Origin of the sequence: Streptosporangium saharense, assembly GCF_014203715.1 — a bacterium.
In the GTDB taxonomy this organism is placed as follows: Bacteria; Actinomycetota; Actinomycetes; order Streptosporangiales; family Streptosporangiaceae; genus Streptosporangium; species Streptosporangium saharense.
The window spans coordinates 289,216-314,200 of record NZ_JACHJP010000001.1 but is presented as its reverse complement, the minus strand read 5'-3'; the positions used below and the strand labels follow the sequence as shown (position 1 = coordinate 314,200).

General features: G+C 68.2%; 30 protein-coding genes. 13 read left to right on the top strand and 17 right to left on the bottom strand.

Annotated elements, in window-relative coordinates; genetic code table 11:
• Position 1 precedes the first annotated feature (1 nt).
• The 3 genes from FHS44_RS01525 to FHS44_RS40055 all read right to left on the bottom strand — a co-directional run bounded on the left by FHS44_RS01525 (position 2) and on the right by FHS44_RS40055 (position 1,608).
• Entirely contained in the window at positions 2–376 is a 375-nt protein-coding gene (locus FHS44_RS01525; protein ID WP_184712039.1) for a YciI family protein, read from the bottom strand.
• Positions 377–467: 91 nt separating this feature from the next.
• Positions 468–1,292 (bottom strand): alpha/beta hydrolase family protein, encoded by an 825-nt coding sequence (locus FHS44_RS01520; RefSeq protein ID WP_221460282.1) that lies wholly within the window; start codon positions 1,290–1,292, stop codon positions 468–470.
• A 49-nt stretch (positions 1,293–1,341) separates the two neighbouring features.
• Entirely contained in the window at positions 1,342–1,608 is a 267-nt protein-coding gene (locus FHS44_RS40055) for a hypothetical protein (RefSeq protein WP_221460281.1), read from the bottom strand.
• Positions 1,609–1,831: 223 nt separating this feature from the next.
• On the opposite strand from FHS44_RS40055, the gene FHS44_RS01515 reads away from it, so the two are divergent.
• A complete protein-coding gene (locus FHS44_RS01515; RefSeq protein WP_221460280.1) occupies positions 1,832–2,728 on the top strand; it encodes an NAD(P)-dependent oxidoreductase in 897 nt (298 codons plus the stop codon).
• A gap of 504 nt (positions 2,729–3,232) precedes the next feature.
• On the opposite strand, the gene FHS44_RS01510 is transcribed toward FHS44_RS01515, so the two are convergent.
• Complete coding sequence (locus FHS44_RS01510) at positions 3,233–5,452, bottom strand: transglycosylase domain-containing protein (RefSeq protein WP_184712038.1); 2,220 nt, start codon at positions 5,450–5,452, stop codon at positions 3,233–3,235.
• Between the two features lie 203 nt (positions 5,453–5,655).
• On the opposite strand from FHS44_RS01510, the gene FHS44_RS01505 reads away from it, so the two are divergent.
• Genes FHS44_RS01505 through FHS44_RS01495 form a run of 3 tightly spaced genes read left to right on the top strand, consistent with a single transcriptional unit; the run spans position 5,656 to position 8,854 of the window.
• Positions 5,656–7,101 carry a serine hydrolase domain-containing protein gene (locus tag FHS44_RS01505; protein WP_221460279.1) on the top strand — a complete coding sequence of 482 codons (1,446 nt, stop codon included), beginning with the start codon at positions 5,656–5,658 and terminating at the stop codon, positions 7,099–7,101.
• Entirely contained in the window at positions 7,098–8,168 is a 1,071-nt protein-coding gene (locus FHS44_RS01500) for a sensor histidine kinase (RefSeq protein WP_221460278.1), read from the top strand. Before FHS44_RS01505 ends, FHS44_RS01500 begins: the two co-directional genes overlap by 4 nt.
• Positions 8,169–8,200: 32 nt before the next feature.
• Positions 8,201–8,854: a response regulator gene (locus FHS44_RS01495; protein ID WP_184713383.1), complete on the top strand. Its 654-nt coding sequence runs from the start codon at positions 8,201–8,203 to the stop codon at positions 8,852–8,854.
• Here the strand turns inward: FHS44_RS01495 and FHS44_RS01490 are convergent.
• Positions 8,844–9,428: a CGNR zinc finger domain-containing protein gene (locus FHS44_RS01490; RefSeq protein WP_184712036.1), complete on the bottom strand. Its 585-nt coding sequence runs from the start codon at positions 9,426–9,428 to the stop codon at positions 8,844–8,846. The genes FHS44_RS01495 and FHS44_RS01490 overlap by 11 nt on opposite strands.
• A 72-nt stretch (positions 9,429–9,500) precedes the next feature.
• On the opposite strand from FHS44_RS01490, the gene FHS44_RS01485 reads away from it, so the two are divergent.
• The gene (locus tag FHS44_RS01485) at positions 9,501–10,262 is read left to right on the top strand and encodes a class I SAM-dependent methyltransferase (RefSeq protein WP_184712035.1); all 762 of its coding nucleotides are present in this window, start codon (positions 9,501–9,503) and stop codon (positions 10,260–10,262) included.
• 28 nt (positions 10,263–10,290) lie between these two features.
• On the opposite strand, the gene FHS44_RS01480 is transcribed toward FHS44_RS01485, so the two are convergent.
• Together FHS44_RS01480 and FHS44_RS01475 are read right to left on the bottom strand one after the other, a co-directional pair.
• Positions 10,291–10,431 (bottom strand): hypothetical protein, encoded by a 141-nt coding sequence (locus FHS44_RS01480; protein WP_184712034.1) that lies wholly within the window; start codon positions 10,429–10,431, stop codon positions 10,291–10,293.
• Positions 10,432–10,888: 457 nt separating this feature from the next.
• Positions 10,889–11,464 (bottom strand): HD domain-containing protein, encoded by a 576-nt coding sequence (locus tag FHS44_RS01475; RefSeq protein WP_184712033.1) that lies wholly within the window; start codon positions 11,462–11,464, stop codon positions 10,889–10,891.
• A gap of 105 nt (positions 11,465–11,569) precedes the next feature.
• Between FHS44_RS01475 and FHS44_RS01470 the strand changes: the two genes are divergently transcribed.
• The 3 genes from FHS44_RS01470 to FHS44_RS01460 all read left to right on the top strand — a co-directional run bounded on the left by FHS44_RS01470 (position 11,570) and on the right by FHS44_RS01460 (position 13,700).
• On the top strand, positions 11,570–11,941 hold the full coding sequence (locus tag FHS44_RS01470; protein ID WP_184712032.1) for a nuclear transport factor 2 family protein: 372 nt from the start codon (positions 11,570–11,572) through the stop codon (positions 11,939–11,941).
• A 119-nt stretch (positions 11,942–12,060) separates the two neighbouring features.
• Complete coding sequence (locus FHS44_RS01465) at positions 12,061–13,155, top strand: helix-turn-helix domain-containing protein (RefSeq protein WP_184712031.1); 1,095 nt, start codon at positions 12,061–12,063, stop codon at positions 13,153–13,155.
• Positions 13,156–13,157: 2 nt separating this feature from the next.
• Complete coding sequence (locus FHS44_RS01460; protein ID WP_184712030.1) at positions 13,158–13,700, top strand: PIN domain-containing protein; 543 nt, start codon at positions 13,158–13,160, stop codon at positions 13,698–13,700.
• Positions 13,701–13,804: 104 nt separating this feature from the next.
• On the opposite strand, the gene FHS44_RS01455 is transcribed toward FHS44_RS01460, so the two are convergent.
• From FHS44_RS01455 to FHS44_RS01445, 3 genes are all read right to left on the bottom strand, one after another.
• On the bottom strand, positions 13,805–14,377 hold the full coding sequence (locus FHS44_RS01455; protein WP_184712029.1) for a hypothetical protein: 573 nt from the start codon (positions 14,375–14,377) through the stop codon (positions 13,805–13,807).
• 36 nt (positions 14,378–14,413) lie between these two features.
• Positions 14,414–14,983: a hypothetical protein gene (locus tag FHS44_RS01450; protein WP_184712028.1), complete on the bottom strand. Its 570-nt coding sequence runs from the start codon at positions 14,981–14,983 to the stop codon at positions 14,414–14,416.
• Between the two features lie 170 nt (positions 14,984–15,153).
• Entirely contained in the window at positions 15,154–16,272 is a 1,119-nt protein-coding gene (locus tag FHS44_RS01445; RefSeq protein WP_184712027.1) for an NAD(P)/FAD-dependent oxidoreductase, read from the bottom strand.
• Positions 16,273–16,367: 95 nt separating this feature from the next.
• On the opposite strand from FHS44_RS01445, the gene FHS44_RS01440 reads away from it, so the two are divergent.
• Together FHS44_RS01440 and FHS44_RS01435 are read left to right on the top strand one after the other, a co-directional pair.
• Complete coding sequence (locus tag FHS44_RS01440) at positions 16,368–16,748, top strand: TraR/DksA family transcriptional regulator (protein ID WP_184712026.1); 381 nt, start codon at positions 16,368–16,370, stop codon at positions 16,746–16,748.
• Between the two features lie 113 nt (positions 16,749–16,861).
• Complete coding sequence (locus FHS44_RS01435; protein WP_184712025.1) at positions 16,862–17,995, top strand: cellulose binding domain-containing protein; 1,134 nt, start codon at positions 16,862–16,864, stop codon at positions 17,993–17,995.
• Positions 17,996–18,038: 43 nt separating this feature from the next.
• Here FHS44_RS01435 and FHS44_RS01430 read toward each other — a convergent pair whose 3' ends face one another.
• From FHS44_RS01430 to FHS44_RS01415, 4 genes are all read right to left on the bottom strand, one after another.
• A complete protein-coding gene (locus tag FHS44_RS01430) occupies positions 18,039–18,593 on the bottom strand; it encodes a PIN domain-containing protein (protein WP_184712024.1) in 555 nt (184 codons plus the stop codon).
• A gap of 2 nt (positions 18,594–18,595) precedes the next feature.
• Positions 18,596–19,012 (bottom strand): helix-turn-helix domain-containing protein, encoded by a 417-nt coding sequence (locus tag FHS44_RS01425; RefSeq protein WP_246435045.1) that lies wholly within the window; start codon positions 19,010–19,012, stop codon positions 18,596–18,598.
• A 444-nt stretch (positions 19,013–19,456) separates the two neighbouring features.
• Entirely contained in the window at positions 19,457–19,861 is a 405-nt protein-coding gene (locus FHS44_RS01420; RefSeq protein ID WP_184712022.1) for a DUF3592 domain-containing protein, read from the bottom strand.
• Positions 19,862–20,080: 219 nt separating this feature from the next.
• Positions 20,081–20,527, bottom strand: a complete 447-nt coding sequence (locus tag FHS44_RS01415; RefSeq protein ID WP_221460276.1) for a MarR family winged helix-turn-helix transcriptional regulator — start codon at positions 20,525–20,527, stop codon at positions 20,081–20,083.
• A 91-nt stretch (positions 20,528–20,618) separates the two neighbouring features.
• Between FHS44_RS01415 and FHS44_RS01410 the strand changes: the two genes are divergently transcribed.
• Entirely contained in the window at positions 20,619–21,476 is an 858-nt protein-coding gene (locus FHS44_RS01410; protein WP_184712021.1) for an alpha/beta fold hydrolase, read from the top strand.
• Here FHS44_RS01410 and FHS44_RS42855 read toward each other — a convergent pair.
• Together FHS44_RS42855 and FHS44_RS42815 are read right to left on the bottom strand one after the other, a co-directional pair.
• Entirely contained in the window at positions 21,405–21,599 is a 195-nt protein-coding gene (locus FHS44_RS42855; protein WP_513762732.1) for a VapC50 family PIN domain-containing toxin, read from the bottom strand. The two genes, FHS44_RS01410 and FHS44_RS42855, sit on opposite strands and share 72 nt — an antisense overlap.
• A gap of 190 nt (positions 21,600–21,789) precedes the next feature.
• Entirely contained in the window at positions 21,790–22,113 is a 324-nt protein-coding gene (locus FHS44_RS42815) for an excisionase family DNA-binding protein (RefSeq protein ID WP_184712020.1), read from the bottom strand.
• A gap of 81 nt (positions 22,114–22,194) precedes the next feature.
• On the opposite strand from FHS44_RS42815, the gene FHS44_RS01400 reads away from it, so the two are divergent.
• Complete coding sequence (locus tag FHS44_RS01400) at positions 22,195–23,274, top strand: hypothetical protein (protein WP_184712019.1); 1,080 nt, start codon at positions 22,195–22,197, stop codon at positions 23,272–23,274.
• A gap of 73 nt (positions 23,275–23,347) precedes the next feature.
• Positions 23,348–24,094 carry a hypothetical protein gene (locus FHS44_RS01395; RefSeq protein ID WP_312863497.1) on the top strand — a complete coding sequence of 249 codons (747 nt, stop codon included), beginning with the start codon at positions 23,348–23,350 and terminating at the stop codon, positions 24,092–24,094.
• Positions 24,095–24,250: 156 nt separating this feature from the next.
• Here the strand turns inward: FHS44_RS01395 and msrA are convergent, their stop codons facing one another.
• Entirely contained in the window at positions 24,251–24,913 is a 663-nt protein-coding gene (gene msrA, locus FHS44_RS01390; protein ID WP_184712017.1) for a peptide-methionine (S)-S-oxide reductase MsrA, read from the bottom strand.
• Positions 24,914–24,985 lie beyond the last annotated feature (72 nt).

Here is a 24,985-nt window from a genome sequence, read left to right as displayed (position 1 = left end):
CTCAGGCCAGGGCGGCGAAGTCCTCGGGGCCGAGGACACGCAGGACGTCCGCCTCCCCCTCCCAACCGGCCCACAGGTCCCGGTGGAGCCGCAGGAAGCGGGCGGCCCACTCGACGGCCTCCTCCTTCGAGCCGACCTGGTAGAGGGCATAGCTGATCAACTCCTTCGTCTCGGCGAACGGGCCGTCGGTGACGCTCAGCCGCCCACCGGCCAGCTCGACCCGCGTCCCCTGCGCGCTCGGCGCCAGCCCCGCAGTGTCGAGCAGGACGCCCGCGCCGGTGGCCTCCTCGCCCAGTTTGGCGATGGCCTCCATCAGCTCGGCGGGCGGCGGGGTCTGCGGCTGCTCGTTCAGCCTGAGGACGATCAGGTACCGCATGGTGTGTCTCCTTCGATCCGGGCCGCTCATCCGGCCTTCTGACCATGCTTCGAACGAGCCGAACCGCTTTCGACACCCTTTTTATGATTTTTCAGGATTTTTTCGTGTCCCAGAACCTGACCTCCGGGTGGCGCTTCGAGGGGCCGTCGAGCAGCGGCCGCGCCCGCCCACGGAGGTGGAGGTCGAAGAAGGCTCCCACGTACCTACGGGTGATCTCCAGCGCGCGGGCTCCGGTGATCCCCCTGTCGATGTCGCCGCCGAGCTGCTCCATGAGGAGGGTGTGGTCGGTGTAGGTGCCGTGGGTCGCCCTGTCGACGGTGATCCAGCGCTTCCCCCCGGTCATCCGCCGCCACTCCCGCGCCCACGTGGGGTCGCCGCCGTCGGGACCGTTCTTGTCCTCGCCAACCAGGAGGAACGGCCGGGAGAGCCCACGGGCGGGGATCGGCGCCCAGAAGGTGCCGTCCATGTTGACCCCGGCGTCGATCCTGCGGTCTTCGAGCATCGTCCAGGTGGTGGCGGCGCCGCCGACGGAGTGACCCGCCATCCCGATCCGGGAACTGTCGATCACCCGGGCGTCCTTCCACGCGGGACGCGGGCCGGTCAGCCGGTCGAGCACGAACGAGACGTCCGCCGCCCTGGTCCTGGTCGACTTCTCGCCGAACGCGGCATCGGGCTTGGCCTTGTAGACGGTGCAGGTCTCGGTGTGGCCGTCGGGGAAGGTCGTCGCCGTCTCGTGCGTGTGGTCGATGCCCGCGACCACGTATCCCCTGCTGGCCAGGTCCTCGGCCAGGGCTGTCAGCGAACTGCGGGGCAGGCTGAAACCGGGCGAGAGCACCACGAGGGGAAGGCCGTGCCCCGCCACGGGGGCGTTGAGGACCGCGTTGGTCCGCGTCCCGCTCAGCGCCTCGGGGGGCACCCCCTTGGCGCCCTGCTCCTCAAGCAGCAGCGCCGCCTCCTGGAGGTCGTCATGTACGGTGCCGTGCTCCCCCGGTGCGTCCGGGTGGGATACCAGAGTGCCGGGTCCTCTGCTCGGCCACCCAGGGATCGGGGCGGGTGGCGTCCTCCAGGTGCAGGGCGGTCGTGCCGACGCCGTACGGCCCGGTCGGCGCGGGCAGGGCGAGCGCGGGTGTCTCCGCCGGGGTCGCCATGGCCGTGGCCGGGGTGGCGAGGGCGAGCAGGACTGCGGCGGTCAGGGCGCCGCGGATGACTGGTCCGCTGATCGGTTCGCTCATACGAGGCATCCTCGTGACGCCCCGCCGTACCCCACATCGCCCGAAAGTCGGCTCGTCACGTGCGACTTCCAGAGCTGGCGGTACGGCGGGAGTCGCACGCGTGCTTACCGGGAGGTGAGCAACTGACATGAGAGTGGGTACTTGAGGAATCCCCCGCCCGGGACCAGCATCGAACACGTCCCCGCCGGCAGGACGCCTCTCACTTCTCGATCTCCTGGAACGGATGACGATGACTCACGACCACCGCGTCCCGGTGACGGTTCTCGGCCTGGGGCCGATGGGCCAGGCGCTGGCGGGCGCCTTCCTCGACAACGGCCACCCCACAACCGTGTGGAACCGTACGGCAGGCAAGGCGGATGACCTGGTCGCCAGGGGCGCGACCAGGGCGGACACCCCCGCGCTGGCGGTCGAGGCCGCCCCGCTGACGGTCGTCTGCGTGATCGACTACGACGCCGTGCACGCGATCGTCGAACCCGCCGCGGGGGCGCTCAGGGGCAGGACCCTGGTCAACCTCACCGCGGACACGCCGGAGCGCGCCCGCGGGACCGCCGCCTGGGCCGAGGAGAACGGCGTGCGCTACCTCGACGGCGCCATCATGACCCCCACGGAGACCATCGGGGGCCCCGAGGCCGTCGTCCTGTACAGCGGGCGCGAGGACGCCTATCTGGAGCATCGCGCGACGCTGGAGGCGCTGGGCGCGGGCGGTGTCTACCTGGGCGAGGAACCGGGACGGGCGGCCTCCTACGACGTCGCCCTGCTCGACCTGTTCTGGACGTCGATGAGCGGTCTGGTCCACGCCTTCGCGCTGGCCTCGGCCGAGGGCGTCCCGGCGAGGGACCTGGCCCCGTTCGCCAGGGGGATCGGCTCACTGCTGCCCATCGTCATCGACGACTTCGCCCGCAACGTCGACAAGGGCGACCACGCCGCCGACACCTCGGCGCTGGTGTCGGCCCTGGCGGGAATGGACCACATCGCCCACGCCTCCCGCGCCAGGGGACTGGACACGGGGGTGATCGACGCGGCCAGGGCGGTAGCCCGAAGGGCCGTCGAAGCCGGTCACGGCGCCGACTCCTTCTCCCGCCTCACCGAAACCATCGCCGCCCCCACCTCCCCCGCCTGAGCAGCCCGTACGGCCCGCGGATCCCACCCGATCCAACCAGCACGCCGTACGGCCAGGGCTGGTCATGGGAACAAGCCCCCAACCAGCCCTACCTGGGCGAGCCGTACCGACCAGAACGGGCAAAGCCGGTCGCGGGGATCTGCCGCCCAACCGGCCCGGCTGAGCACGCCGTACGGCCAGAGCAGTCGAAGCCGGTCCCTGCCCTGAGCGAGCCGTACCGACCAGGACGGTCAAGGCCAGTCACGCGGACAGCTCTCCCACCTGACGGATCCAGCCGGTCACCGAACGGCCAAAGCCGACCTCTACCCTGAGCGCGCCGTACCAGCCAGAACTGGCGAGGCCGGTCACGCGGACAGCTCTCCCACCTGACGGATCCAGCCGGTTGCCGTACGGCCAAAGCCGATCTCTACCCTGAGCGCGCCATACCAGCCAGAACGGGCGAGGCCGGTCACGCGGGGACGACCTGCTCCCGCCTGACCGGCCCGGTCGCGCGTGCCGTACCCGTCAGCCGAAAGGTCCTCGGCCGTTGCGGCCCGTGTCGTTCTCGCGGCCGTGGTTGCCCCAACCGCCTCGGCCGTTGTCGTCCTGCCAGACGTCGCCGGGACCGTCGTCGTCCTCGTCCGGCGGCGGCGCGGGCTGGCAGCTCTGGCCACAACCGCCGAACCGCGAGGTGTTGATCGGGGTGAACTTGGTCGGCGGGATGCCCTTCAGCGCCGCCAGCATCGTGTCCTTCCAGATCGGCCCGGAGATGCTGGCACCGACGACCGAGCCGTAGTACTGGCCGCCGATGGTGACACCGTTCAGCTTGTGGCTCTGCGAGCCGCGCGGGTCACCGATGCTGACGGCGCCCGCCAGGTCGGGGGTGAACCCGGCGAACCAGGCCGTGGCGTAGCTGTCGGTGGTGCCGGTCTTGCCCGCCGCGTCACGGCCGATGCCGCCGACCCCCCGCATGGTGCCCTTGGTGAACACGCCGGAAAGCACGTCGGCTGCCGCGTCGGCGACCTCGGGGTCGAGAACCTGACGGCACTTGGGCTTGTAGGTGGTGACCTTGCCGTCGCGGTCGGTGATCTGGGAGATCGCCATCGGCGCGCAGTACTTCCCCCTGGCGCCGATCGCGGCGTAGGCGTTGGCCACGGTCACCGGGTCCATCTCGTTGATGCCGAGGGTGAAGGTCTCGTACTCCTGGAGCTTGTTCCCGTCGGAGCGGTGGATGCCGAGCGACTTGGCGGTCTTGACCACGTCGCAGAGACCGACGCGCTGTTCGAGCGTCATGAAGAAGGTGTTGACCGAGCCCCAGGTGCCCGTCTGCAGGGTCCGCCAGCCGGGGGCGCCCTCGTCGTTGGTGACGGTGTGGTTCGGGTCCCCGATGCTCTCGCCCGCGCAGTTCTTGAACGACGCGTAGCCGGGGGCCGTGTAGCCCGCGCCGACGTTGAAGCCGTCGTTGACCTTCATGCCCTTGCTCAGCGCGGTGATCAGGGTGAAGGTCTTGAAGGTCGATCCGGCCTGGAAGCCGATGCCGCCGCCGTGCGCGGCGTCGGCGACGACGTTGTAGGCCATCTCGTGCTTGTCGGCGTCCCCGCCGTACGGTCTGCTGGCGGCCATGGCCTTGATGGCTCCGGTGCCCGGCTGGACCAGCGCCTCCGCGGCGACCGGGTTGTCCGAGGCGTAGACCCACTTCTTGATCGCCTTGTCCGCGGCGGCCTGCATCCCGGCGTCGAGCGTGGTCTTGATCGTCAGGCCGCCCCGGTTGAGGAACTTCACCCGGTCTGCGGCCTTCTTCCCGAAGTCCGGATTTTTCAGGATTTCGTTGCGGACGTAGATGCAGAAGTACGGATACTTGCTGGACTCACAGCCGCCGGGGAGCTTCGTGCCCTTGTAACCGAGCCCGGTGGCCTTCGCCTTGTCGGCGTCCTCCTTGGAGACCTTGCCGAGCTCGGCCATCCGGTCGAGCACGACGTTGCGCCGCTTCAGCAGCCGCTCGCGCTGCTTCTTGCCCAGGTTGGGGTCGGTGGCGTTGGGGTCCTGTACGGCACCGGCCAGCGTCGCCGCCTGAGCCAGGGAGAGCGCGTCCGCCCTGACGCCGAAGAACCGCTTGGCCGCCGCCTCGACGCCGTAGGCGCCCGCGCCGAAGTAGGCGATGTTCAGATACTTCGCCAGGATCTGGTCCTTGGTGTACTTCTTCTCGACCGCCATGGCGTAGCGCAGCTCCTTGAGCTTGCGCGCGTAGCTGGCCTCAAGCGCCTTGTTCTTGTCGGCCTCGGTGTCGGCCGCGTTGAGCAGCACCTGCTTGACGTACTGCTGGGTGATGCTGGAACCACCCTGGGCGACCCCGCCCGCCTGCAGGTTCCTGGCGAGCGCCCGGATCGTGCCCTCGATGTCGATCGGACCGTGCTCGTAGAAGCGGTAGTCCTCGATCGAGATGATGGCAGTCTTCATGATCGGAGCGATCTGGTCGAGCTCGACGACCTCGCGGTACTGCTCGTAGAACCGGGCGATCGGCTTGCCCTTGGCGTCCTCGACGACCGTGACCTCGGCCGGGGGCGGCTCGACGAGCTCCTCGGGCGCGAGGTTGATCTCGTTGGTCGCCGAGATGAGTCCGAAGCCCGCGCCGCCTACCGCCGGTAACGCGAGTCCCGCGACCACCGCGCCCGCCGCCACCCCGACCCCGGCCAGCATGGCGATCTTCGACAGGACGCTCGACTGCTTCTCACCCGGTTCCTGCATGCCCCCAAGCCTATGGCGCCTCACGAACCTCCTCGGCCACCAAAAGAAAACCCACCCCTGACGAAAGACAGGGACGTCCCCTGACTTCGGGCTCCTGACCTGGGATTTCGCGGTGCCTAACGTGACCTTCGCCAACGAGACGATCGGAGCACGCCATGTCGTGTAACAGAACCCCAACCTGGAAAACGGCACTTCTCACGGCCATGGTCCTCCTGACCATGACGGTCGCCGCCCCGCTGCCCGCCCAGGCGGAGCCGTACGGCACGGCGGTCCAGCGGGTCGTGTCCGGCTTCGCCGCCAGGTCCGGCTATCCGGGCGTCGCCGTGGCGATCACGCGGGGTGACCGGGTGCTCTACACGGGAGGCTACGGCCACGACTCCTCGGGCGCCCCGGTGACCGCGACGACGCCGATGCCGGTCGCCTCGGTCAGCAAGTCCTTCACCGCGCTCGCCGTGGTACGGCTGGCCGAGGAGGGCAAGGTGGTGCTGGACGCCCCGGTTCGGGACTATCTGCCCGGCTTCCACCTCGCCGACCTCCGGGGGACGCGGATCACCGTACGGCAACTGCTGAACCAGACCTCCGGGCTCAGCGACGCCACCTTCCCCGAGAAGAGCCTGCCGCAGCCCGGCTCCCCCGAGGAGGCCGTGGTCCGGGCCGGGACGGCGACGCTGGCCACCGAACCGGGCACCCGGCACCGCTACACGAACACCAACTACCACCTCGCCGCCCGGCTGGTCGAGGTCGTCACGGGTGAGCCGTTCTCCGAGCACCTGCGGCGGCACGTGTTCGGTCCCATCGGCATGCGTTCGACGACCACGATCGCCCAGACCCCGCGTGACCTGCCCTCCGGCGTGCGCGAGGGACACCTCTACGCCTACGGGCTCTCGCTTCCGGCCGCCGAGCCCAAGCGGTTCGTCGGCGGCTCCGACGGCGTGATCACCACCGCCGAGGACATGGCCACCTGGCTCATCACACAGAACAACGGGGGCATGGCCCCCAACGGCACCCGGCTGCTGTCCGCGGCGGGCGTGCGGGCCACGCACACCTCCTCAGACCGGCGCTGGACGTACGGCCTCGGCTGGGACACTGACACGAAGGGACGGATCGGCCACAGCGGCGTCTGGTTCACCTACACCGCCCACCAACTGCTGCTTCCCGGCGGGTACGGCATCGCGGTCATGGGCAACAGCGGCATCGGACTCGGCAACGAGGGCATCGGCGCGCTGGCGGACGAACTGGCCGCCCTGGTGACCGGTGGCACGGCGGAAACGGATCCCCCGCTGCGGCTGATCATCGACCTGGCGCTGGCCTGCCTCACCCTGTTGAGCCTGGTCCTCGGCGTACGCAACCTGCGGCACGTCCGGCGCTGGGCGGAGCGGTTCGCCTCCCGGCCCCGGTGGCGGCTCGTCCCGAGGCTGCTGCCCAGGGTGTTTCCCCTGGTCCTGCTGGTCTTCCTGCCCCGGCTGCTGGGCACGCTCGCGGGGGGTGGGCGGGACATCACCTATCTGCAGCTTCTCTACTACTCGGCCCCGCTGGTCGTCTGGACGGCGGTCGCGGCCCTGGTGAACCTCGCCGTGCTGACCTCCAGGATCGTCACCCTTGTCCGGCTCCGCCGTACTTCCCCGGCCCGGATAGTGTCGGTGCCATGACCCGCCTGCCCGTCCCTCCGTGGGCGTCGGTGCTGCTCGTGGGGTTGCTGGCCGTCATCGCCCTGTCCGGTGAACTGTCCGGGTGGACGCTGGCCGCCGCCCTGCTCGTCCCCGTCGCCGGTGCCGTGTCGCTGGGGCCGTACCCGACGGTCGCGCTCTGGATATGCGCGGTGGCGAGCGTCACCGTGGCGCTGAGCATGACCGACAGCGTCCCGGTGTGGAGCAGCGCGCTCTGCGCGTCCCTCTTCGTGATCAGCCTGCTGGCGGGGCGGAGGGCGCCGAAGGTGGCTCCCGCGCTGGGCGCGTGCGCGGCCGGGGTGGCGCTCGACGTCGTGTTCGGCGTGGCCCTGGGTGAGGTGTGGGGGGTGGGGGTGCTGCTGCTCGGCCTGACGGTCGCGCTGCCGTGGATGCTCGGCCGCTCCACGTACCAGCAGGCCGAGCTGGTCACGGTCACCGCGGAACGGGCCAGGCTCCAGGAGCGCGCCCGGATCGCCCACGACATGCACGACACGCTCGGCCACGAACTGAGCCTGCTCGCGTTACGCGCCGGAGCCCTGGAGATGGCTCCCGACCTGGACGAACGCCACCGTGAGGCCGCCGCGAAGCTGCGCGAGAGCGCCGGGCTCGCGACCGAGCGCCTGGCCGAGGTCCTCACCCTGCTGCGCGACGGCGGCCCCGCGCCGCTCCTCCCCGCAGGCAGCGTGGAGGCCCTCGTCGAGCGGGCCGCGGGCGCGGGCCTGCCGGTCTCCCTCGAATGGCACGGCGTACGGCACCTGCCGCCCCCGACGAGCGAGCTCGCCCACCGCGTCGTCCAGGAGGCCCTCACCAACGCCGCCAAACACGCCCCGGGCGAACCCGTGCGGGTCCGCCTGGCCACCTCCGACGACACGACGGTGGTCACCGTCGTCAACCCCCTCCCCCATCGCGTACGGCGAGGCACCGGGGCGGGTTCGGGCCTGCCCACGCTCCGGGAACACGTCCCCCAGCACGGCGGCACCTTCCAGGCCGGACCCCGGGGCCGGGAGTTCGAGGTCGTGGCCACACTGCCACACGCGGAGCAATCGTGACCGAAGCCGTCGCGGCCCTACGCGGGAGAACCATGATCAGAGTGCTGCTGGCCGACGATGACGAGATGGTCAGGGCCGGGGTCGGCGCCATCCTCGCCACGGACCCGGGCATCAAGGTGGTGGCCGAGGCCGGAGACGGGCGGGAGGCCGTCGAGCTGGCCCTCACGCACCGGCCCGACGTCGCCCTGCTCGACATCCGCATGCCCCGCCTCGACGGTCTCGCCGCCGCCATCGAGATCATCCGTACGGCTCCCGCGGTCGCCGTGGCCATCCTCACGACCTTCGGCGAGGACGCCTACCTGACCAGGGCGCTCGACGACGGTGTACGCGGCTTCCTGCTCAAGTCGGGCAACCCCCGCGAGCTGATCGCCGGGGTCCACGCGGTCGCCGGGGGCGGCGCCTACCTGTCGCCGAGGATGGCCGCGCGGGTGATCGGGGAGCTCCGCTCGCCCCGGCTCGGCCGCGCGGTGACGGCCCGTGGCAGGGTCGAGGCGCTCACCGAGCGGGAGCGCGACGTGCTCGCCCTGCTCGGCGCCGGGCTGTCGAACGCCCAGATCGCCAGGCGGCTCGGCCTCGTCGAGGGCACGGTCAAGGGGCACGTCAGCGCGATCCTCACCCGTCTCGACCTGCGCAACCGGGTCCAGGCGGCCGTCCTCGCCCACGAGGCGGGCCTGGTCACGGAGTGACCTTCCCCTTCGCCTCCCTGGCGCGGAAGGCCGCGGTCTTGACGCGGTTCTGGCACGCGGTGCCGCAGAAGCGGCGGGTGCCGTTGCGGGAGACGTCCACGTAGACGCGGTCGCAGTGCGGTGCCGTACAGACCCCGAGGCGGTCGCGGAAGTCGCCGCCCAGCACGATCGCCAGACCGGTGGCACAGCTAGCCCCCCAGTCGGCAGCCATAGTCCCGTCGGGGCCGTGGAAGTGCAGGTGCCAGGGTTCGCCGTCGTGCCGCTGGAGTGAGGGCCGGGCGCGCGTCTCGGTGAGCAGGTCGTTGACCTTCAGGGCGGCGGCGTCGATGTCCTCGGCCGCGACGGCCTCGAACACCTCGCGCAGCCTGGCCGCGATCCCGGCCAGTTCGGCGGCCTCGTTCTCGGTGAGTTTCGCCTGGTCCGGGTATCCGGCACCCCGCAGCGCCTCGGTCCCCGCGACGGCGAGGTCACGGGGGCGCGGGAAGGGACGGCCCCGCCGCTCCCCCGGGGACAGCGCGTTGACCAGTGCGACCGCGACGCGGACGACCCCATCGGTGTGACTGTTGAAATCCACTTGACCAGTTACATCCTCGCGTTCTAGCTTGTAACTGTTGAAAGCATAGACGACAGTCACAAGGAGGCCGGTGTGCTCACCCACGATGTCGCACATGAGTGGATCACGCGCTGGGACCGTCAGCAGGAGGGCTACCTACCCGACCGTGAGGAGCGTTTCACCGCGCTGATCGACGCCGTGGAGGCGGCGGGCCGCCCGGATCCGCTCGTCATCGACCTCGGCTGCGGACCGGGTTCACTGGCCGCCCGGCTCCTGGAACGCCTTCCCGAGGCGAGGGTGGTCGCAATCGACGCCGACCCGCTGCTGCTCGGCCTCGGCAGGGCCGCCTACCCCGACCCGCGCCTCAGGTTCGTCTCTCTCGACCTGCGCGTCCCCGGCTGGAGCGACCAACTCGGCCTGGACGGCCCCGCCGACGCCGCGGTGAGCACCACGGCGCTGCACTGGATCTCCCCGCAGGACATCGCGAAGGTGTATGCCGAGGTGGCGACCGTCCTCTGCCCCGGTGGGCTCCTGCTCAACGGCGACCACATGGAGACCGAGGACACCACCCCGGCCCTGTCGCGTCTCGAACTCGCCGTGCACGACCGGGAGGCCGCGCGCAGGTTCGCCGGGAACCACCCCGAGGACTGGCGTCAGTGGTGGGACGCGGTCGCCGCCGCCCCCGCCTTCACCGAACTCAACGCCACCCGCGCCACCGCGGGCGCCGACCACCACGGCTCGGAGTCCCCGCTGCTGTCCACGCACGTCAACGCGCTCCTGGACGCGGGCTTCGTCGAGGTCGGCTGCCTGTGGCAGCGCGGCAACAACCGCCTGCTGTGCGGCATCCGCGGCTGACCTTCCCCTCCGCCAGGCGGCGAGGGGCTCAGATCTCGGGCTGCCCCTCGTCGACCCGGTGGACATCCGTCCAGGTGGCACCGCACCCGCAGCGGTAGTCCTCGACCAGTTCCCCACTCTCGGTGACGGCCAGGCCGCCGCTGACACGGACGTGAACGTGAATGCTCATGGGACTCACCTCGGGTCTTCAGGTCCCCCAGAGATCCTCAAGCAGATTCCCAAACAAGGACAAAGGGGATAAACAACACGAATATCCCCACAATACCCACCCTTGACAGTCCCCTGACCTGCCGATTCGCTCTCCCACCCCCGCGAGAGCCGTACAACCGAAATCGCCCTGTCCAACCCCACCTGGACCGTGGCCGCTTTCGGATTCAGCCCCACACGACCGAGCTTGCCCCCATCGGCGGCGCGATCCAGTCTCTCCGTTTCCCCTGTCAAGGGCGTGAACTCAGCCCCGCACGACCAGGCTTGCCCCCTATCCGGCAGCGCGACCTAGCCCCACACGACCGAGCTTGTCCCCCATCGGCAGCGCGACCCAGTCCTGCATGGGCCGTGGGTCCAGCCCCACACGACCGGACTTGTCCTTCCTGCTCAGGCCCCGTTTCCCCGCCGGGGACATGGGCTCAGTCCCCGTTGAGGACCTGGGTCACCCACTCCAGCGATCCCGTGTCGAGCACCTCGTCCGCCAGTCGCTTGGCCGAGGGCGTCCGCAGCGCGGCGAGCGAGCTGTCGATCCACGGTTGGACGTTCTGGTATCCCTGCTCGCGGTACTCGACCGCCTGGACCAGGCATTCGAGCTTGTCGGCGTCGCGGGCGCAGACGGCCTCAAGGCTCGTCTTCTCCTCGTACTCGGCGACGGCACCGCTCACCACCTCCGCCACGACCTCGGGCACCCCGCTCACCTGGTCGGCCGTGACCTCCTCGTTCGACGCCGGCTTCAGGTAGCGCTTGCCGAGGTAGGGGATGTCGGTGATCCGCGTCTCCTGGGTGTCGTGGAACAGGCTCATGAACGCGGCCCGCTCGGGATTCGCGCCCTCCAGCGCCGCGATCACGCTCGCGATGACCGCCGCCCTGAACGAGTGGTCCGCGATACTCTCGGGATCACGCACCCCGGCGACCAGCCATCCTGTGCGCCGGTACCGCTTGAGCAACCCCATCTCGTACAGCAGCCCCGCCAGCCCCGTCATTTCCTCCGCCATGGACCCCACCCCCTTCTCAGGATCGTAGACGCCCTCCTCCCCAACCCTCGGAAACCACGACGAAGGGTAGGAACAGATGGCGCCCGTCGAAAGGACCGTGGAGCGATGGAAGAAGACCTCTACGCGCGGGTCGTCGACGACTTCGTCGAGGCGGCCAACACCGTTGACCCCGAGCGTCGCACCACCCTCCTGAGCCGCGCGCTCTCCGCCGACGTCGTCTTCTGGAACCCCCTGGGCCGCGGCGTCGGCCGCGAAGCCGTCAACGACTTCATCACCGAGGTCGTCCACGGCCACCCCGAAGGCCCGGGCCGCCTCATCAGAACAACCGACGTGGACGCCCCAGGAGAATGGGCGAGATTCGGCTGGCGCTACGAGTCACCCACCGGCGAACCCATCCTGTCCGGCACAGACGTCGTCCACCTGACGCCCAACGGCGACATAGACCAAATAATCATCTTCGCCGGCACCCTGACCTGATTCGGCCTCCAAGAAGAGAGCACCGGGTCCGACATCCCATCTCATCGCTTCAGCAAAGTTGTTTCCCTGATATCCACGACGTCTGCTCCACCTACCATGCGGTGTGCGATTATCGCACCATGAGCACCCTTGACTGGAGCGAGATCGGAGAGCGAGTCCGCGAGGCGCGACTGGCCATGCGACTGTCACAGGAACAGCTTGCCCTGGAAATTGATCTTGACAGAACCATGGTCAGCAAGATCGAAGCCGGTTCAAGGCGGCTCGACGCACTGGAACTCGCCCGGCTGGCCCGTGCGCTCGACATGCCCATCGGGCACTTCCTGAACGCGCCGCCGACGGTTATGTCCCACCGCACGCCTCTGGCCGAGGACACGGTGTCGGACGCCACCAAGGCCTCCTATCGCATCGACAGCGCGCTGGCCGCGTGGATCCGTGAGATCCGCATGCTCATGTCGTTAGGCGTGCTCAGTCCGAAGCCGATCAAGCGGTATACCGGCAGAGTTGACAGGCCTGCCGCCGCGGTGGAGGCCGCCAGGTGGCTCAGAAACGATCTCCACCTGGGAACCGCCGCCATCGAGTCCCTGGCTGATCTGTGCGAGCGATGTGGTCAGTACATCCTGGTGACGGATCTGCCAGGAGACGGAGCATCGGCGGTGGACGGCGACGTGGCGGCGGCGGTGGTGAGCCTCAACGGTGATCCCGGTCGACGGCGCAGCACCGCGGCTCACGAACTCGGTCATCTGATACTTGGCGACGAGTACTCAACGGACATAGGGATCAGCGCCTCCAGGATGGAACGCGAAGCGGTGATAGACGCCTTCGCGGCAGAACTCCTCCTGCCTGTCGAGGCTGTCCGCCAAGCCTTCAGGGTGAAGGAATCAACCCGATCAGCCCTGGTAGGGCTCGCGGCGGAATATCGAACCTCCTGGAGTCTCGCGCTACGGCAGGCCCGGACCGCCAAACTGATCACTCCAACCGAGGAAAAAGGCCTTCGATCCTGCCTACCGACCCTCGCGGAGTTCAGAGACTCCCTGGGTTGGTCACCTCAGCCGGACCTCAACACCATTCGCGTCCCCCCGAGTTTCGCGCACGCCGTGATGACGGCGTACCGGAAGGGCCGGATCACCGGTGAACGGGCTCTGGAACTGATGCACGGGCAGCTTGAAAGCGCGGCGGATCTGCCACCCAGGCCCGAAGAGGATGATGCTCCATGAGCGTGACCGGAGCGGACGGGCCACTACCCCCGCTCGTCGCGGACGCCATGGTCATTCACCACTTCGCCAAAGCCGACCGCCTCGACGTTCTCGGCGCCTGCGTCTCCACGCTGACCACCACACACATCGTGGCGAAGGAGGTCGACAAGTACAGCGACCAGTACCCGTCACTGAGATCGACCGCCGACCTGGAATGGCTACGGGTTCTCCCGCAGGACACCGACGAGGAACTGATCGCCTTCGGGCAGTGGGCCAACCTGCTGGGTGCCGACGAGCACAACGTGGGAGAGGCCAGCGTCTTCACCGCCGCCGAGATTCATGGTCTTGTCGCCATCACGGATGATCGTGACGCGACCAGAGTGGGCCGAGCGCAGGGGCTGGAGATACACGGAACGGTGTGGTTCCTGACCCGGCTGCACCGGCTCGGCAAAATGACGCTCGTGGAGATCTGCGGCCATGTGGACACCCTCAGATCCACAGGAATGCGCCTCCCCTGCACCGGAAACGAGCTCCCGGACTGGGCGTCAAGGCGCGGACTCCTGTAGGGCGTTGCCGAGCATCCGGCGATCGGCCCCCGCCCCAGGTCGGTGGGCGAAACCGCTGATCGCCGCCGTGGGGGTGGCGGCGGCGATCAGGGGATTGGGAAGCGTCAGCCGGTGAAGGTCACCGTGCCGTACTGGTAGCGGGTCTTGCCGTTCTCGTCGCCGTTGTGGGAGCGGCCGACGAGGACCCGGTTGTAGCCCGCCTGCGCGTTGTGGTTGCTCTCCTTGTACTCACCGCTCCAGGACAGGTTGGTCAGCCGTACCTGACGGCCCTGCCAGTACAGGGCGCCGGTGCGGTAGCGCGTCATACCGTTCTCGTCGCCGGTGTGCCACCTGCCGACGAGCGCCTGGTCCGTCGGAGCGCTGTAGTTGGACTTGCTCTCCCGCTGGGTGGAGGTCCAGTCGCCTGAGTGCACCTCGACCTGCTCGCCGTTGATGAAGATCCAGCTGCAGTAGTACGTGGTCCAGGCGTTCTCGTCACCGTTGTGCGACCGGCCGGTGAGCACCTGGTTCGCCGGACAGGTGAAGGCGTCCGCCCGCTCCAGCACCGTCTCCTGGTAGATGCGCTCGACCTTGATCGTCACCGCCGCGGCCGAGGCGGGAGAGGCCACGGTCATCGCCGCCACCGCGGCAACGGCCGCCACCAGGGGTACGGCCTTGCCGTACGTCCTCGTCTTCATCTTCTTCGGTTCCCTTCCGCGTACGTCCAAAGGTGGTCAGCCCTCGAAGGTCACGAGGGCGTGCTGGTAGCGGGTCTTGCCGTTCTCGTCACCACTGTGCGAACGGCCGACGAGGACCCGGTTGTAGTCCGCCTGGAAGGTGTGCTTGCTCTCCTTGTGGTCACCGCTCCAGGTGGTGGCGGTCAGCCGTACCGGGCGGCCCTGCCAGGACAGCGTGGCGGCGCGGTATCTCGTCGTACCGTTCTCGTCGCCGGTGTGCGAACGGCCGACGAGCGCCTGGTCCGCCGGGGCGCTGTAGCTGGACCTGCTCTCCTTCTGACCGGGGCTCCAGTCGCCGATGGACACCCGGACCTGCTCGCCGTTGATGAAGATCCAGCTGCAGTGGTACGTGGTCCAGGCGTTCTCGTCGCCGTTGTGCGTGCGGCCGGTGAGCACCTGGTTCGTCGGGCAGGTGAACTGCGTGTTCCACTCCGGCACGATCTCGGAGTAGGCCCGCTCGACCCTGATCGTCACCGCCGCCGAGGCGGGAGAGGCCACGGTCATCGCCGCAACCGCGGCGGCCGCCACCGCCACGGACATGGCCTTGCCGTACGTCCTCATCTTCATCTCCATCGGTTCCCTTCCGCGTGTGGATCACATTCAGAGAGGCGGCGCGCTGAAGATCAAAGTGTGGTCGTGGGGCATGGCGAAGATCGTCCCCCTGGGAGGTGATCCGGTGGTCCCGCTCGCGGCCTACCGAGGATCCCCCTGGCTGTTGACGACGGCGCCGGAGGCCGTCAGCGTCCCGGCATCTGGGTCGGCATCCCCGGGTGACGCAGCGCGATGACGGTGCCCCGCACGATCGCCTCCTTGTAGGCGGCGGCCACCCGCCCGGTGAGCACCATCTCGACCGGGCTGTCGTTCCCGCGGACGAACTGGATCAGACCGTCGTGGCGGCCGAGGCTGACGCACTGGTTGGCGTACCGGAAACGCACCGGTTTCGGCGTACGGCCCGCCCTCCGCGCGGTGATCGCCCGTACGGCCTGCTGGGCCACGGGAAGTCCCGTCGCGCAGGCCATCCGCAGCTCCATGCCGTCGGCCGTTCGCACGGCCGCCGCGTCGCCGATGCCGTACACCTCCGGATGCGAGACCGAGCGGAGCGTCGGGTCGACCAGCAGGCGCCCGCTGTCATCGACGGAGAACCCGGCCTCGCGCGCCAGTTCGGGGACCCGGAAGCCGGTCGTCCAGATCGTGACGTCGGCGCTGAGGCGGTCGCCGCCCTCCAACGTGACGTGGTCGTCGCGCACCTCGGCCACCCGCGCGTGCTCGTGCACCTCGACACCGAGCCGGGCGAAGACGGCGTTCAGGTGCCGTTGGGCCTTCCGTGACAACGCTCCGCCCAGCGCGCCCTCGGTGACCAGCCGTACCTTCACCTCCGGCAGGCACTCCGCCAGTTCGGCCGCCGCCTCGATGCCGGTGAGGCCGCCCCCGACGACGACCGCGGTGCCGCCGTCGCGCAGCCGCGCCCTGAGCCGCTCGGCCTGGTCGAGGGAGGCGACGGTGTGGGCGTGCTCGGCGGCCCCGGGCACCAGGCCCAGGTCGGCCTGGCTCCCCAGCGCGTAGACCAGCGTGTCGTAGCCGATCCGCTCCGCGTGCGCCAGCCGTACAGTCCGGGCATCCGCGTCGATCCCGGTCACCGTGTCGACGACCAGTTCGATCCCGGTGCCCGCGAGCAGCTCGGTCAGCGGCAGGTCGCGGAGGCGCTGGCCGGTGGCGAGTTGGTGCAGCCGTACCCGTTCCACGAAGTGGTCCCGCTGGTTGACCAGGGTGACCTTGGTTCCCGCCTGTCGCGCCGCGAGCTTGGCGGCGACCAGTCCCGCGTACCCCGCCCCGAGAACCACGATGTGATGCGTCATCCGTCTCTCCCTTCCTCGCCGCTGAGAACCGGCCAGGGACTCGAAACGTGACGTGAGCTGCGTCACACCGCCTGAGCTGCGCGTAACCTGGACGAATGATGACCGAACGGTCGCCTCGCGCCCTCTCCGCCGCGGAGAAGGCGGCCCTGCGAGATCTGCTCACCGCCGAACGCGCGAGCACGGTGACGCGGATCGCGACGCTGACGCGCGCCTGGGACGACATCGTCGGATCCTCCGCACTCGTGGCCGTCGACGACGAGCACGACCCCGAGGGCGCCACCATCGCGTTCGAACGCGCCCACATCCAGGCCCTGATCGACCAGGCGAAAGGCCACCTCGACAATCTGGAGGAGGCCGTGGAACGGCTGAGGCACGACCGCTACGGCGTCTGCGAACGCTGTGGAAACCCCATCCCCGTCGAACGCCTGCGGGCGCGCCCGGTCGCGACGACCTGCGTCGGCTGCGCCAAGCGCTGACCGATGTCGTAGCGCTTTTGCTTGTTTGCAAAACCGCGACTTTACGAAATGTCAGAAACACTCCACAATCACCGCGGGGGGACACACGCCAGAAACGATTCGACAGGGACATCATGCAACTTGGCAGACGATCCTCCGGGACGGTCCTCCTCACCCTCGGATTCCTCACGGTCGCGTTACTGACCGCCATGCTGGCGATCAGCATGGCCGCAGCCCCGCTGAGCGACGTCGCATACGCGGCCGCTCCCTCTCCCACGGAGACGGCGACCAACCCCGGTTCCCCGACGCGCCCCAGCAACCTGCGGCCCTGCCCGGTCCCGCTGGCTCCCCTCACCGAGTACGGCTACGCCTCCATCTGCTGGGACCCCTCCTCGGACGCCACCGGGGTCGCCGGCTACGACCTGTACCGCCTGGACGCCGACGGCTTCGTCCTCGCCAACACCACGACCGCCACGATCGGCGGCTTCTCCGGCGTCCTGAACCGCCGGTACACGATGTACGTCGTGGCCAGGGACGCAGAAGGGCACGTCAGCCCGCCCTCCGCCCTGATCACGGTGACCGCCACGCTCGGCATGACCCCGACCGCCTCGCCGACCCCCGAGCCGGGCGACCACACGCCGCCGAGCCAGCCGACCGACCTGCGTGACGCCTGCCTGCAGGACTACCGGGGCGTCACGTTCTGCTGGCAGCCCTCGACCGACAACGTGGCCGTGACCGCGTACGACGTCTACCGCGAGACCGCCACGACCTACGCCAAGGTCGGCACGGTCCTGCCCTCCGGATTCCTGAACTTCGCCGAGTCCGCCGACGTGGTCGTCGGGCAGCGCTACACCTACTTCGTGGTCGCCAGGGACGCGGCCGGCAACGTCAGCGTGCCCTCCGCCCCCCTGTCCGCCCTGGCCAGGGAGGGCTTCCCCACTCCGACCCCGACGTGCTCGGTGTCGTACCGCGCGGCGACGTGGAGCTCCCTGCTGAACGCGGAGATCACCGTCCGCAACATCGGCACGACCCCCATCGACGGCTGGACCCTGACGGTCGACTACCCGGCGTCGTCCGTACAGCTCACCTCGGGCTGGTCCGCGGACTGGACCCAGACCGGCACCCGCCTCACCGGCAAAAACAGACAGTGGAACAAGGTCATCCCCGTCGGCTCAACCACCCAAATAGGCTTCACCGCCTCCTACACCGGCTCCCAGCCCGCTCCCGTGAACTTCGCCCTCAACGGGAGACTCTGCACCGCCGCCTGACGCTTGGCCGTACGGCTCACGCCTGGGTGACGGGCGTGAGCCGCTAGCCGGCGCGAAGGGCGGCGACCGACTCGACCAGACCCGCTTTCTCCAGGGCGTCGAGTACGTCGTCCACGGCCTCCGGTGGGTTGACCCGCGAGTCCGCGATCTGCTGGACGCAGGCCCAGACCACTCGTCCGTCGAGGTCGATCTGGTCCAGCACGAAGTCATCGGGAGACTTGGCCTCGATCTCCCAGGGCGCCAGGTACTCCGGAGGAAAATCTCCGAGGTTCGACGTGACGATGACCTGCGCTCCTGCTTTGATCGCCGCAGCAAGCACATGTCGGTCATCTGGATCAGGCAGTTTCAGCCCCTCGACAAGAGTTTCGTACCCCTCAACCAGGCAATCTCGGACCGCGGAGTTCATAAGCAGGCGAAGCTTGTCCAGTTTCTCCTCTGGAATGTCCGGACGATTGGCGGCGAGGTTGCGCTGCATCTCGTCAAGGATCTTGCCGGTCCACTTGGCCTGGAGCCGTCCCGTCATGGCCAGGCGGATGAGCAGATCGCGAAGCGTTTTGCCGTAGAGCACGTTCGCGTCATAGACCACCACAAAGCCCATTCTCAGATGCCCAGCCCCTGGCCCAATGCGGCTAGTTCATCGGCAGCCGTACGGCGCTTGGCGTCATCGCGACGCTTGTACTCCTGAAGGTCCTCGTACGTGACACGCCTGTGCTTGCCGACCAGGCGGAAGGGAATCTCCCCCTCCTCAAGAAGCTTGATCAGGTATGGGCGCGAGACGTTCAGCATGTCCGCCGCCTGCTGGGTCGTCAGCTCGGCATGGGAGGGAACAACCGTCACCCCTCGCCCCCCGGCCGCCTGGGCGAGGATGAAAGCCAACAGGCTCACGGCCTCCCGAGGCAGGACCAACGGATCCTCCGCACCATGCTCCCCGACAACGCGGATGGTCTCCTGCCCAGGAGACCGCATGAGGTAATCCTTGATGCGACGCACGGCACGACCGGCCATCTCGGCGTCCATGCTTCCAGGCTGCACCCGCCTGGCCTGTACATCTGTCATCTTCACACCTCCTTACCGCAGTATCCGCAACAGACGAAATAAACGCAAGCACCAGGTCCTGTACGGTGAAGCACAGTGGAGCCAGCCTCTGATCGGAACCAGTCCGAGCCCGGACCGGACGATCTGCTTGGCACCCGTATCAACCACTGCAGAAGCGGTTGGGAAACGACGACGCTCCGGTCCCGGGTGCCGCTCTGAGTCGCGGCACAACCTGCTTCGTCGCCCGCTCCTCCCCTCAGGACAGCCCTCAGGCCGTACCGCCTTGCGAGCGGTTGAGTGGTCCCCATCGGGAACGGACGAAATCCACGAGCGAGGGACCTCCACGGAAACACCGGGGGGCGATGACCGGGTCGCGGATGGCGCGGCCGAAGGATGAGTCACCGCCAGCGGTGTCCATCCCCGGCCTCACAGCCAGGAGCCGACCGCGAAGATCAGGGAGACCACCAGGACGACCGCTCCGAAGATCAGGAACAGTACGCCGTGGAGCACGCCTCCGCCGTTCGCACCGTCCAACCGGGCGCGCTGGGGTCGCTCGGGGTCGTAGACCACCGTGACCTGCTGGCCCGGACGGACCGGTGACGGGTTGGAGCCCAGATCCGACTCGGTCTCCACCATGGAGCCCTGCACCGTCTGGAACCGCAGTGTGGGGTAGTACACGCCGTCGTCGCCGCCGGACCAGCGCAGTCCTGCGACGATGCCCGGCACTCGCGTCCCGTGCCGCCGCAGCCGCTGCCCGACGGTGAGGACACGGATGCCGATCCCGGTGAACACCGCTCCGAAAACGATTCCGAACAACGGCACAGTGCTCATGTCCACCGTCTCCTTCTTGTCCCGTTCGAGGGTCGGCACCGCCGGCCTAAAGCCCTTGTGGTCTCCCTGCACGAACCACACCGGCCGGTCTCCGCGCGTCGCACTTCTCCGTGACAGGCCGGTGTGATTCACGGCGTCAGGATTCCGGGCCGCGTTTGCAAACGGCTTGGACCTTGCTGCAGGAGCACGACGGTTTCACCCCGGCAGATCTCCGGCCCGTTATGACCTGGTGACCGCCTCGTGCACATCGCCGAGGAAGCGCTCGATGGTCGCCTGCTCCGCGGCGTCGAACCGGTCCATGACGGTGACGATCTCGCGGATGAGCGGGCCGAAGAAGCCCCATCCGAGCGCGATGGCGTTCTCCTCCACCTTCAGCAGCACCCGCCGACGATCCCGGGTGTCGCGCTCCCGGCGCACGTGACCGAGTCTCTCCAGACGGTCGACCACCGCCGTGGTGCCCGCGGAGTTCAGGCCGAGCTGCGCCCCCAGCGTCCCCGGGGTGGCGGGTGTGCCCGTGCGGTCGGCGTCCAGCAGGCAGATGAGCGCGCGCACATCGGTCGGATGAAGAGCGTGCCCGGCGGCGAACCTCTCCCCCATGCGGTCGAGTTCCACGGTGATGGCACGCAGCAGATGCACCACCCGCATCCCGGCGTCCTGTTCGTCCACTTTTCCACCACTTTCTCGTGCCCTCGCCACAGTATGGCATTATCTCGCTCAGCGAGATTATTGCTGAGCGAGCTACTTATCGGGGTGAGGCATGTCCGGCGACGCGAGTACGGTCTTCCTGTCCGCCTACGACGCGGTCCTCGCGCGCTGGCCTGTTCGGGTCGAGCCGATCGATCTGCCGTCGATGTACGGCACGACACGGGTGAACGCGTGCGGCCCCGTGGACGGCCCGCCGTTGGTGCTGCTGCACGGCGGTGGGACCACGGCGGCGATGTGGTTCGCCAACGTCGCCGAGTTCGCGCATCGCCATCGGGTGTACGCCGTGGATCGCATCGGCGAGCCGGGACGGAGCGTCCGGGGCGGACGCCCCCCTCGCGATGTCCACGATCTGCTCGGCTGGCTGGACGGGGTGCTCGACGGGCTCGGGGTCGAGAACGCCGCGGTGTGCGGGCACTCCTACGGGGCCTGGATCGCCCTGACCTACGGCCTGCACGCGCCCCGGCGGGTCCGGCGCCTCGTCCTGCTCGATCCGACGCAGTGCTTCGGAGGGTTCCGGGCGGGATACCTGGCACGCGCGCTGCCGTCCCTCATCCGGCCGACGGCCTCGCGCGCACGGGCCTTCCTGGCATGGGAGACCGGCGGCGCGCACGCCGACCCCGCCTGGTCACGGCTCTACGGCCTGGCCGCGGAGTTCCCCGACACGAAGGTCATAACCGGGAGGCGCCCCAGGCCCGAATCGCTGCGCGCGCTCACAACGCCGACCCTGGTACTCCTCGCAGGACGCGGCAAGGCCCACTCCCCGCACCGCGTCGCGTCCGCCGCCACACACCTTCTGCCCCACGCGGAGGTCACGGTACTGCCCGGCCAGTCCCACCACTCAATGCCATGGCACGATGCCGCCTCCCTCAACGCCCACGTTATCGACTTCCTCAACAGGACAGCGTCGTGAGTTGCCGCCGCTACGAACGCCGAGCACGTCGTCCACGGTCTCCGGCGGGCTGACCCGCGAGTCCGCGATCTGCTGGACGCACGCCCAGACCACTCGTCCGTCGAGGTCAGTCTGGTCCAGCACGAAGGCATCGGGAGACTTGGCCTCGATCTCCCAGGGCGCCAGGTGTTCCGGACGATTGGCGGCGACATCTCGTCAAGGATCCTGCCGGTCCACATGGCCTGGATCCGCCCCGTCATGGCCGCGGATGAGCAGATCGCGAAGTGCGTTGCCGTAGAGCACGTTCGCGTCATAGACCCCACAAAGCCCATGCTCAGACGCCCAACTCCTGGCCCAGCGCGGCGAGTTGATCGGCAGCCGTACGGCGCCTGACATCATCGCGACGCCCGTGCTTGCCGACCAGGCGGAAGGGAATCTCCCCCTCCTCAAGAAGCTTGATCAGATAGGGGCGCGAAACATTCAGCATGTCCGCCGCCTGCTGGGTCGTCAGCTCGGCATGAGAGGGAACAACCGTCACCCCTCGCCCGCGATGGACGTCCCACCGCACGCCACCGAGACCATGACATCGATGCTGGCGAACACGACGGCAACGTGGACCGCCTGACCATGAACGTGGCCGGCGTCGGAACGGACCCATACGGCACGACGTTCGGGAAATACCAGCTTTCCGCCTCCAGCGGAGGTAGGGTTTTTCCCGAACACGAGGGGCTGGGAGCTCATGGGAACAAAGGCACGACCTCAGAACGAAGCCGAGATTCTGAAAGCCGGAGCAGCTGCCTTGAGCAGCCAACTGCCCACGGGTTGGAAGACTCGATCACTGAGTCACGGTGTCCCCGATGCTCGTCTCGACGCGCTCTGGGAGGTGACCGCACCGGACGGAACAACGGCCGTACTGGTGGTGGAGGCCAAGCGCACAGTGGAAAGACGCGACATCGCTATGCTGATCCAGCAACTAGGCGCATACACGAAAGAGAATCCAGGAAGTCATGGGGTTGTCGTTTCCAGATACCTGTCGCCTCCTGTACGAAAAATACTCTCCGACGCTGGACTCTCCTACGCAGACGCGACAGGGAACATATACCTGAACGTTCCCCGCCCAGGCTTGTACGTATTGGTTCATGGAGCCGACCGTGATCCGTGGCGCGGCCCCGGAAGACCACGTGGAACGCTGAAGGGTGCTCCTGCGGCAAAGGTCGTGCGCACATTATTGGACCACGACAGAATATGGACGATCCGCGAACTGGTCGATACCTCCGGCGTTTCCACCGGGTCGGCCTATCGGGTGATCGATTTCCTTGAGAACGAGAACCTGGTGGCACGGGGCAGTTCGGGTGCAGTCGTCGTACCCGATTGGGTCCCACTCTTGAGACGATGGAGCGAGGACTACGGATTTGTGCGGAACAGCCGCGTTACACGTTGGATAGCTCCCAGAGGGCTGTCAAGCCTCGAACAGCGAGCGGCGGAGAGTTCCGTTCAGTACGCCGTGACCGGAACCTTGGCGGCTGCCGTGTGGGCCCCCTATGCTCCGGCCCGTTCCGCAATGGTTTACACAGCGGATGCTGAGCAATCCGCCCAGGTTTGGGGCCTTCGTCCTGCTGATGCCGGAGCAAATGTGATGTTGGCCGAACCCGAAATCGATATCGTTTTCACTCGCACCATCACTAACGCTGCCGGTCTCTCAATCGCCGCACCGTCCCAGGTCGCCGTCGACTTGCTGACAGGCCCTGGGCGCGGTCCTGCCGAAGCCGAAGAACTCATCGAATGGATGACCCGAAATGAAGCCTCCTGGCGTAGATAGGGACGACCTTCTCGTCCGATCCCGATCCGCGCTTCTTGATGCTCTGGCCGCACTGGACGCCCATCGGGACGCGGTGATCGTGATCGGCGCACAGGCCATATATCTACGTACCGCACGCAGCCCTGTCGCACTCGCCGAAACAACCAAAGACAGTGATCTCGCCCTCGACCCAAGGGTGTTGGAGGACGAACCACTTCTGGAGGCTTCCATGAGTCGCGCAGGGTTCTACCGCGACCCCATCGGAGGACAGCCGGGTGCATGGTTGAGTCCGGAAGGCATTCCTGTCGATCTGATGGTGCCCGAAGCTCTCGCGGGGTCGGGTTCGAAGAACACGCGGGGAGCCCGCATTCCGCCTCATGACCGCCGCGCCACCCGGCGCGCCCGAGGCCTCGAAGCCGCTGTCATCGACAACGACATCATGGATGTCGTCGCTCTCGACCCGGACGACACTCGCACGTACCAAGTCAGGGTCGCTGGAGCTGCTGCTTTGCTGGTGGCCAAGCTTCACAAGATCGCTGAACGTGTTTCCGCTCCACATCGGCTGAACGACAAGGACGCACACGACATATATCGGATACTGATTGACACCGACACAACCGAACTGGCCACGACCTTCGACGTCCTACGTCATGAACCCATTAGCGACGAGGTCACGAACGAGGCCGTCGAGCATCTGGCCGCCCTGTTCGCCCTAGGACCGGACGCGCCCGGCGCAAAGATGGCCGGACGTGCGGAAGAGGGAATCGGCGAGCCCGAAACGGTCGCCCTGGCGACATCGTTCCTCGCGGCCGATCTCGTACGGGCTCTGGAGCAGAACTAGGCCTTTCGAGGCGTCCTCCGCAGAGAACCCGACCTGTCGCAGGGATCGGGCTCCGTGCGTCAAAGTCCTCCCTCCTGCAGAACCGGTGCCGCTCACAACCGGCGGCCATCACCGGATCCCGCAGGAGAGGAACCCCTCGTACCTTGAAGTCCTGATTCACTCACCAGCGGGCGCGATGCCCACCGGGCAGGAGACGCCCGTCCCCCCGATCCCGCAGTAGCCGTTGGGGACCTTGTACAGGTACTGCTGGTGGTAGTCCTCGGCGTAGAAGTAGTCGCCGGCCGGGGCTATTTCGGTGGTGATTTTGCCGTAGCCCGCCTCGTCCAGGACCTTCTGGTAGGCGTCGCGGGAGGCGAAGGCTGACTTCTCCTGTTGGGGTGAGTGGTAGTAGATCGCCGAGCGGTACTGCGTGCCGACGTCGTTGCCCTGGCGCATGCCCTGGGTCGGGTCGTGGGCCTCCCAGAAGACGCGGAGCAGTTCCTCGTAGGAGACGCGGGACGGGTCGAAGACCACGCGGACGGCCTCGGTGTGGCCGGTCTGGCCGGTGCACACCTCCTCGTAGGTCGGGTTGGGCGTGTAGCCGCCCTCGTAGCCGACCGAGGTGGAGACCACCCCCGGGGTCTGCCAGAACTTGCGCTCGGCGCCCCAGAAACAGCCGAGGCCGAAGTCCGCGATCTCCGTCCCCTCGGGGTACGGCGGAGCCAGCGGAGCGTCGAGGACCGCGTGGCGCTCGGGCACCGGGATCGGGGTGGTACGGCCCGGCAGCGCGTTCTCCGGGGCGACCATGGTCGTCTTGTCCTTGCCGAACAGCCAGCCCATGCTGCGAACCTCCTTCTGACACGTTCTCACCAGCTAGCAACCACCGGCGCCACCCTCCTGTTCCCCTAAGCA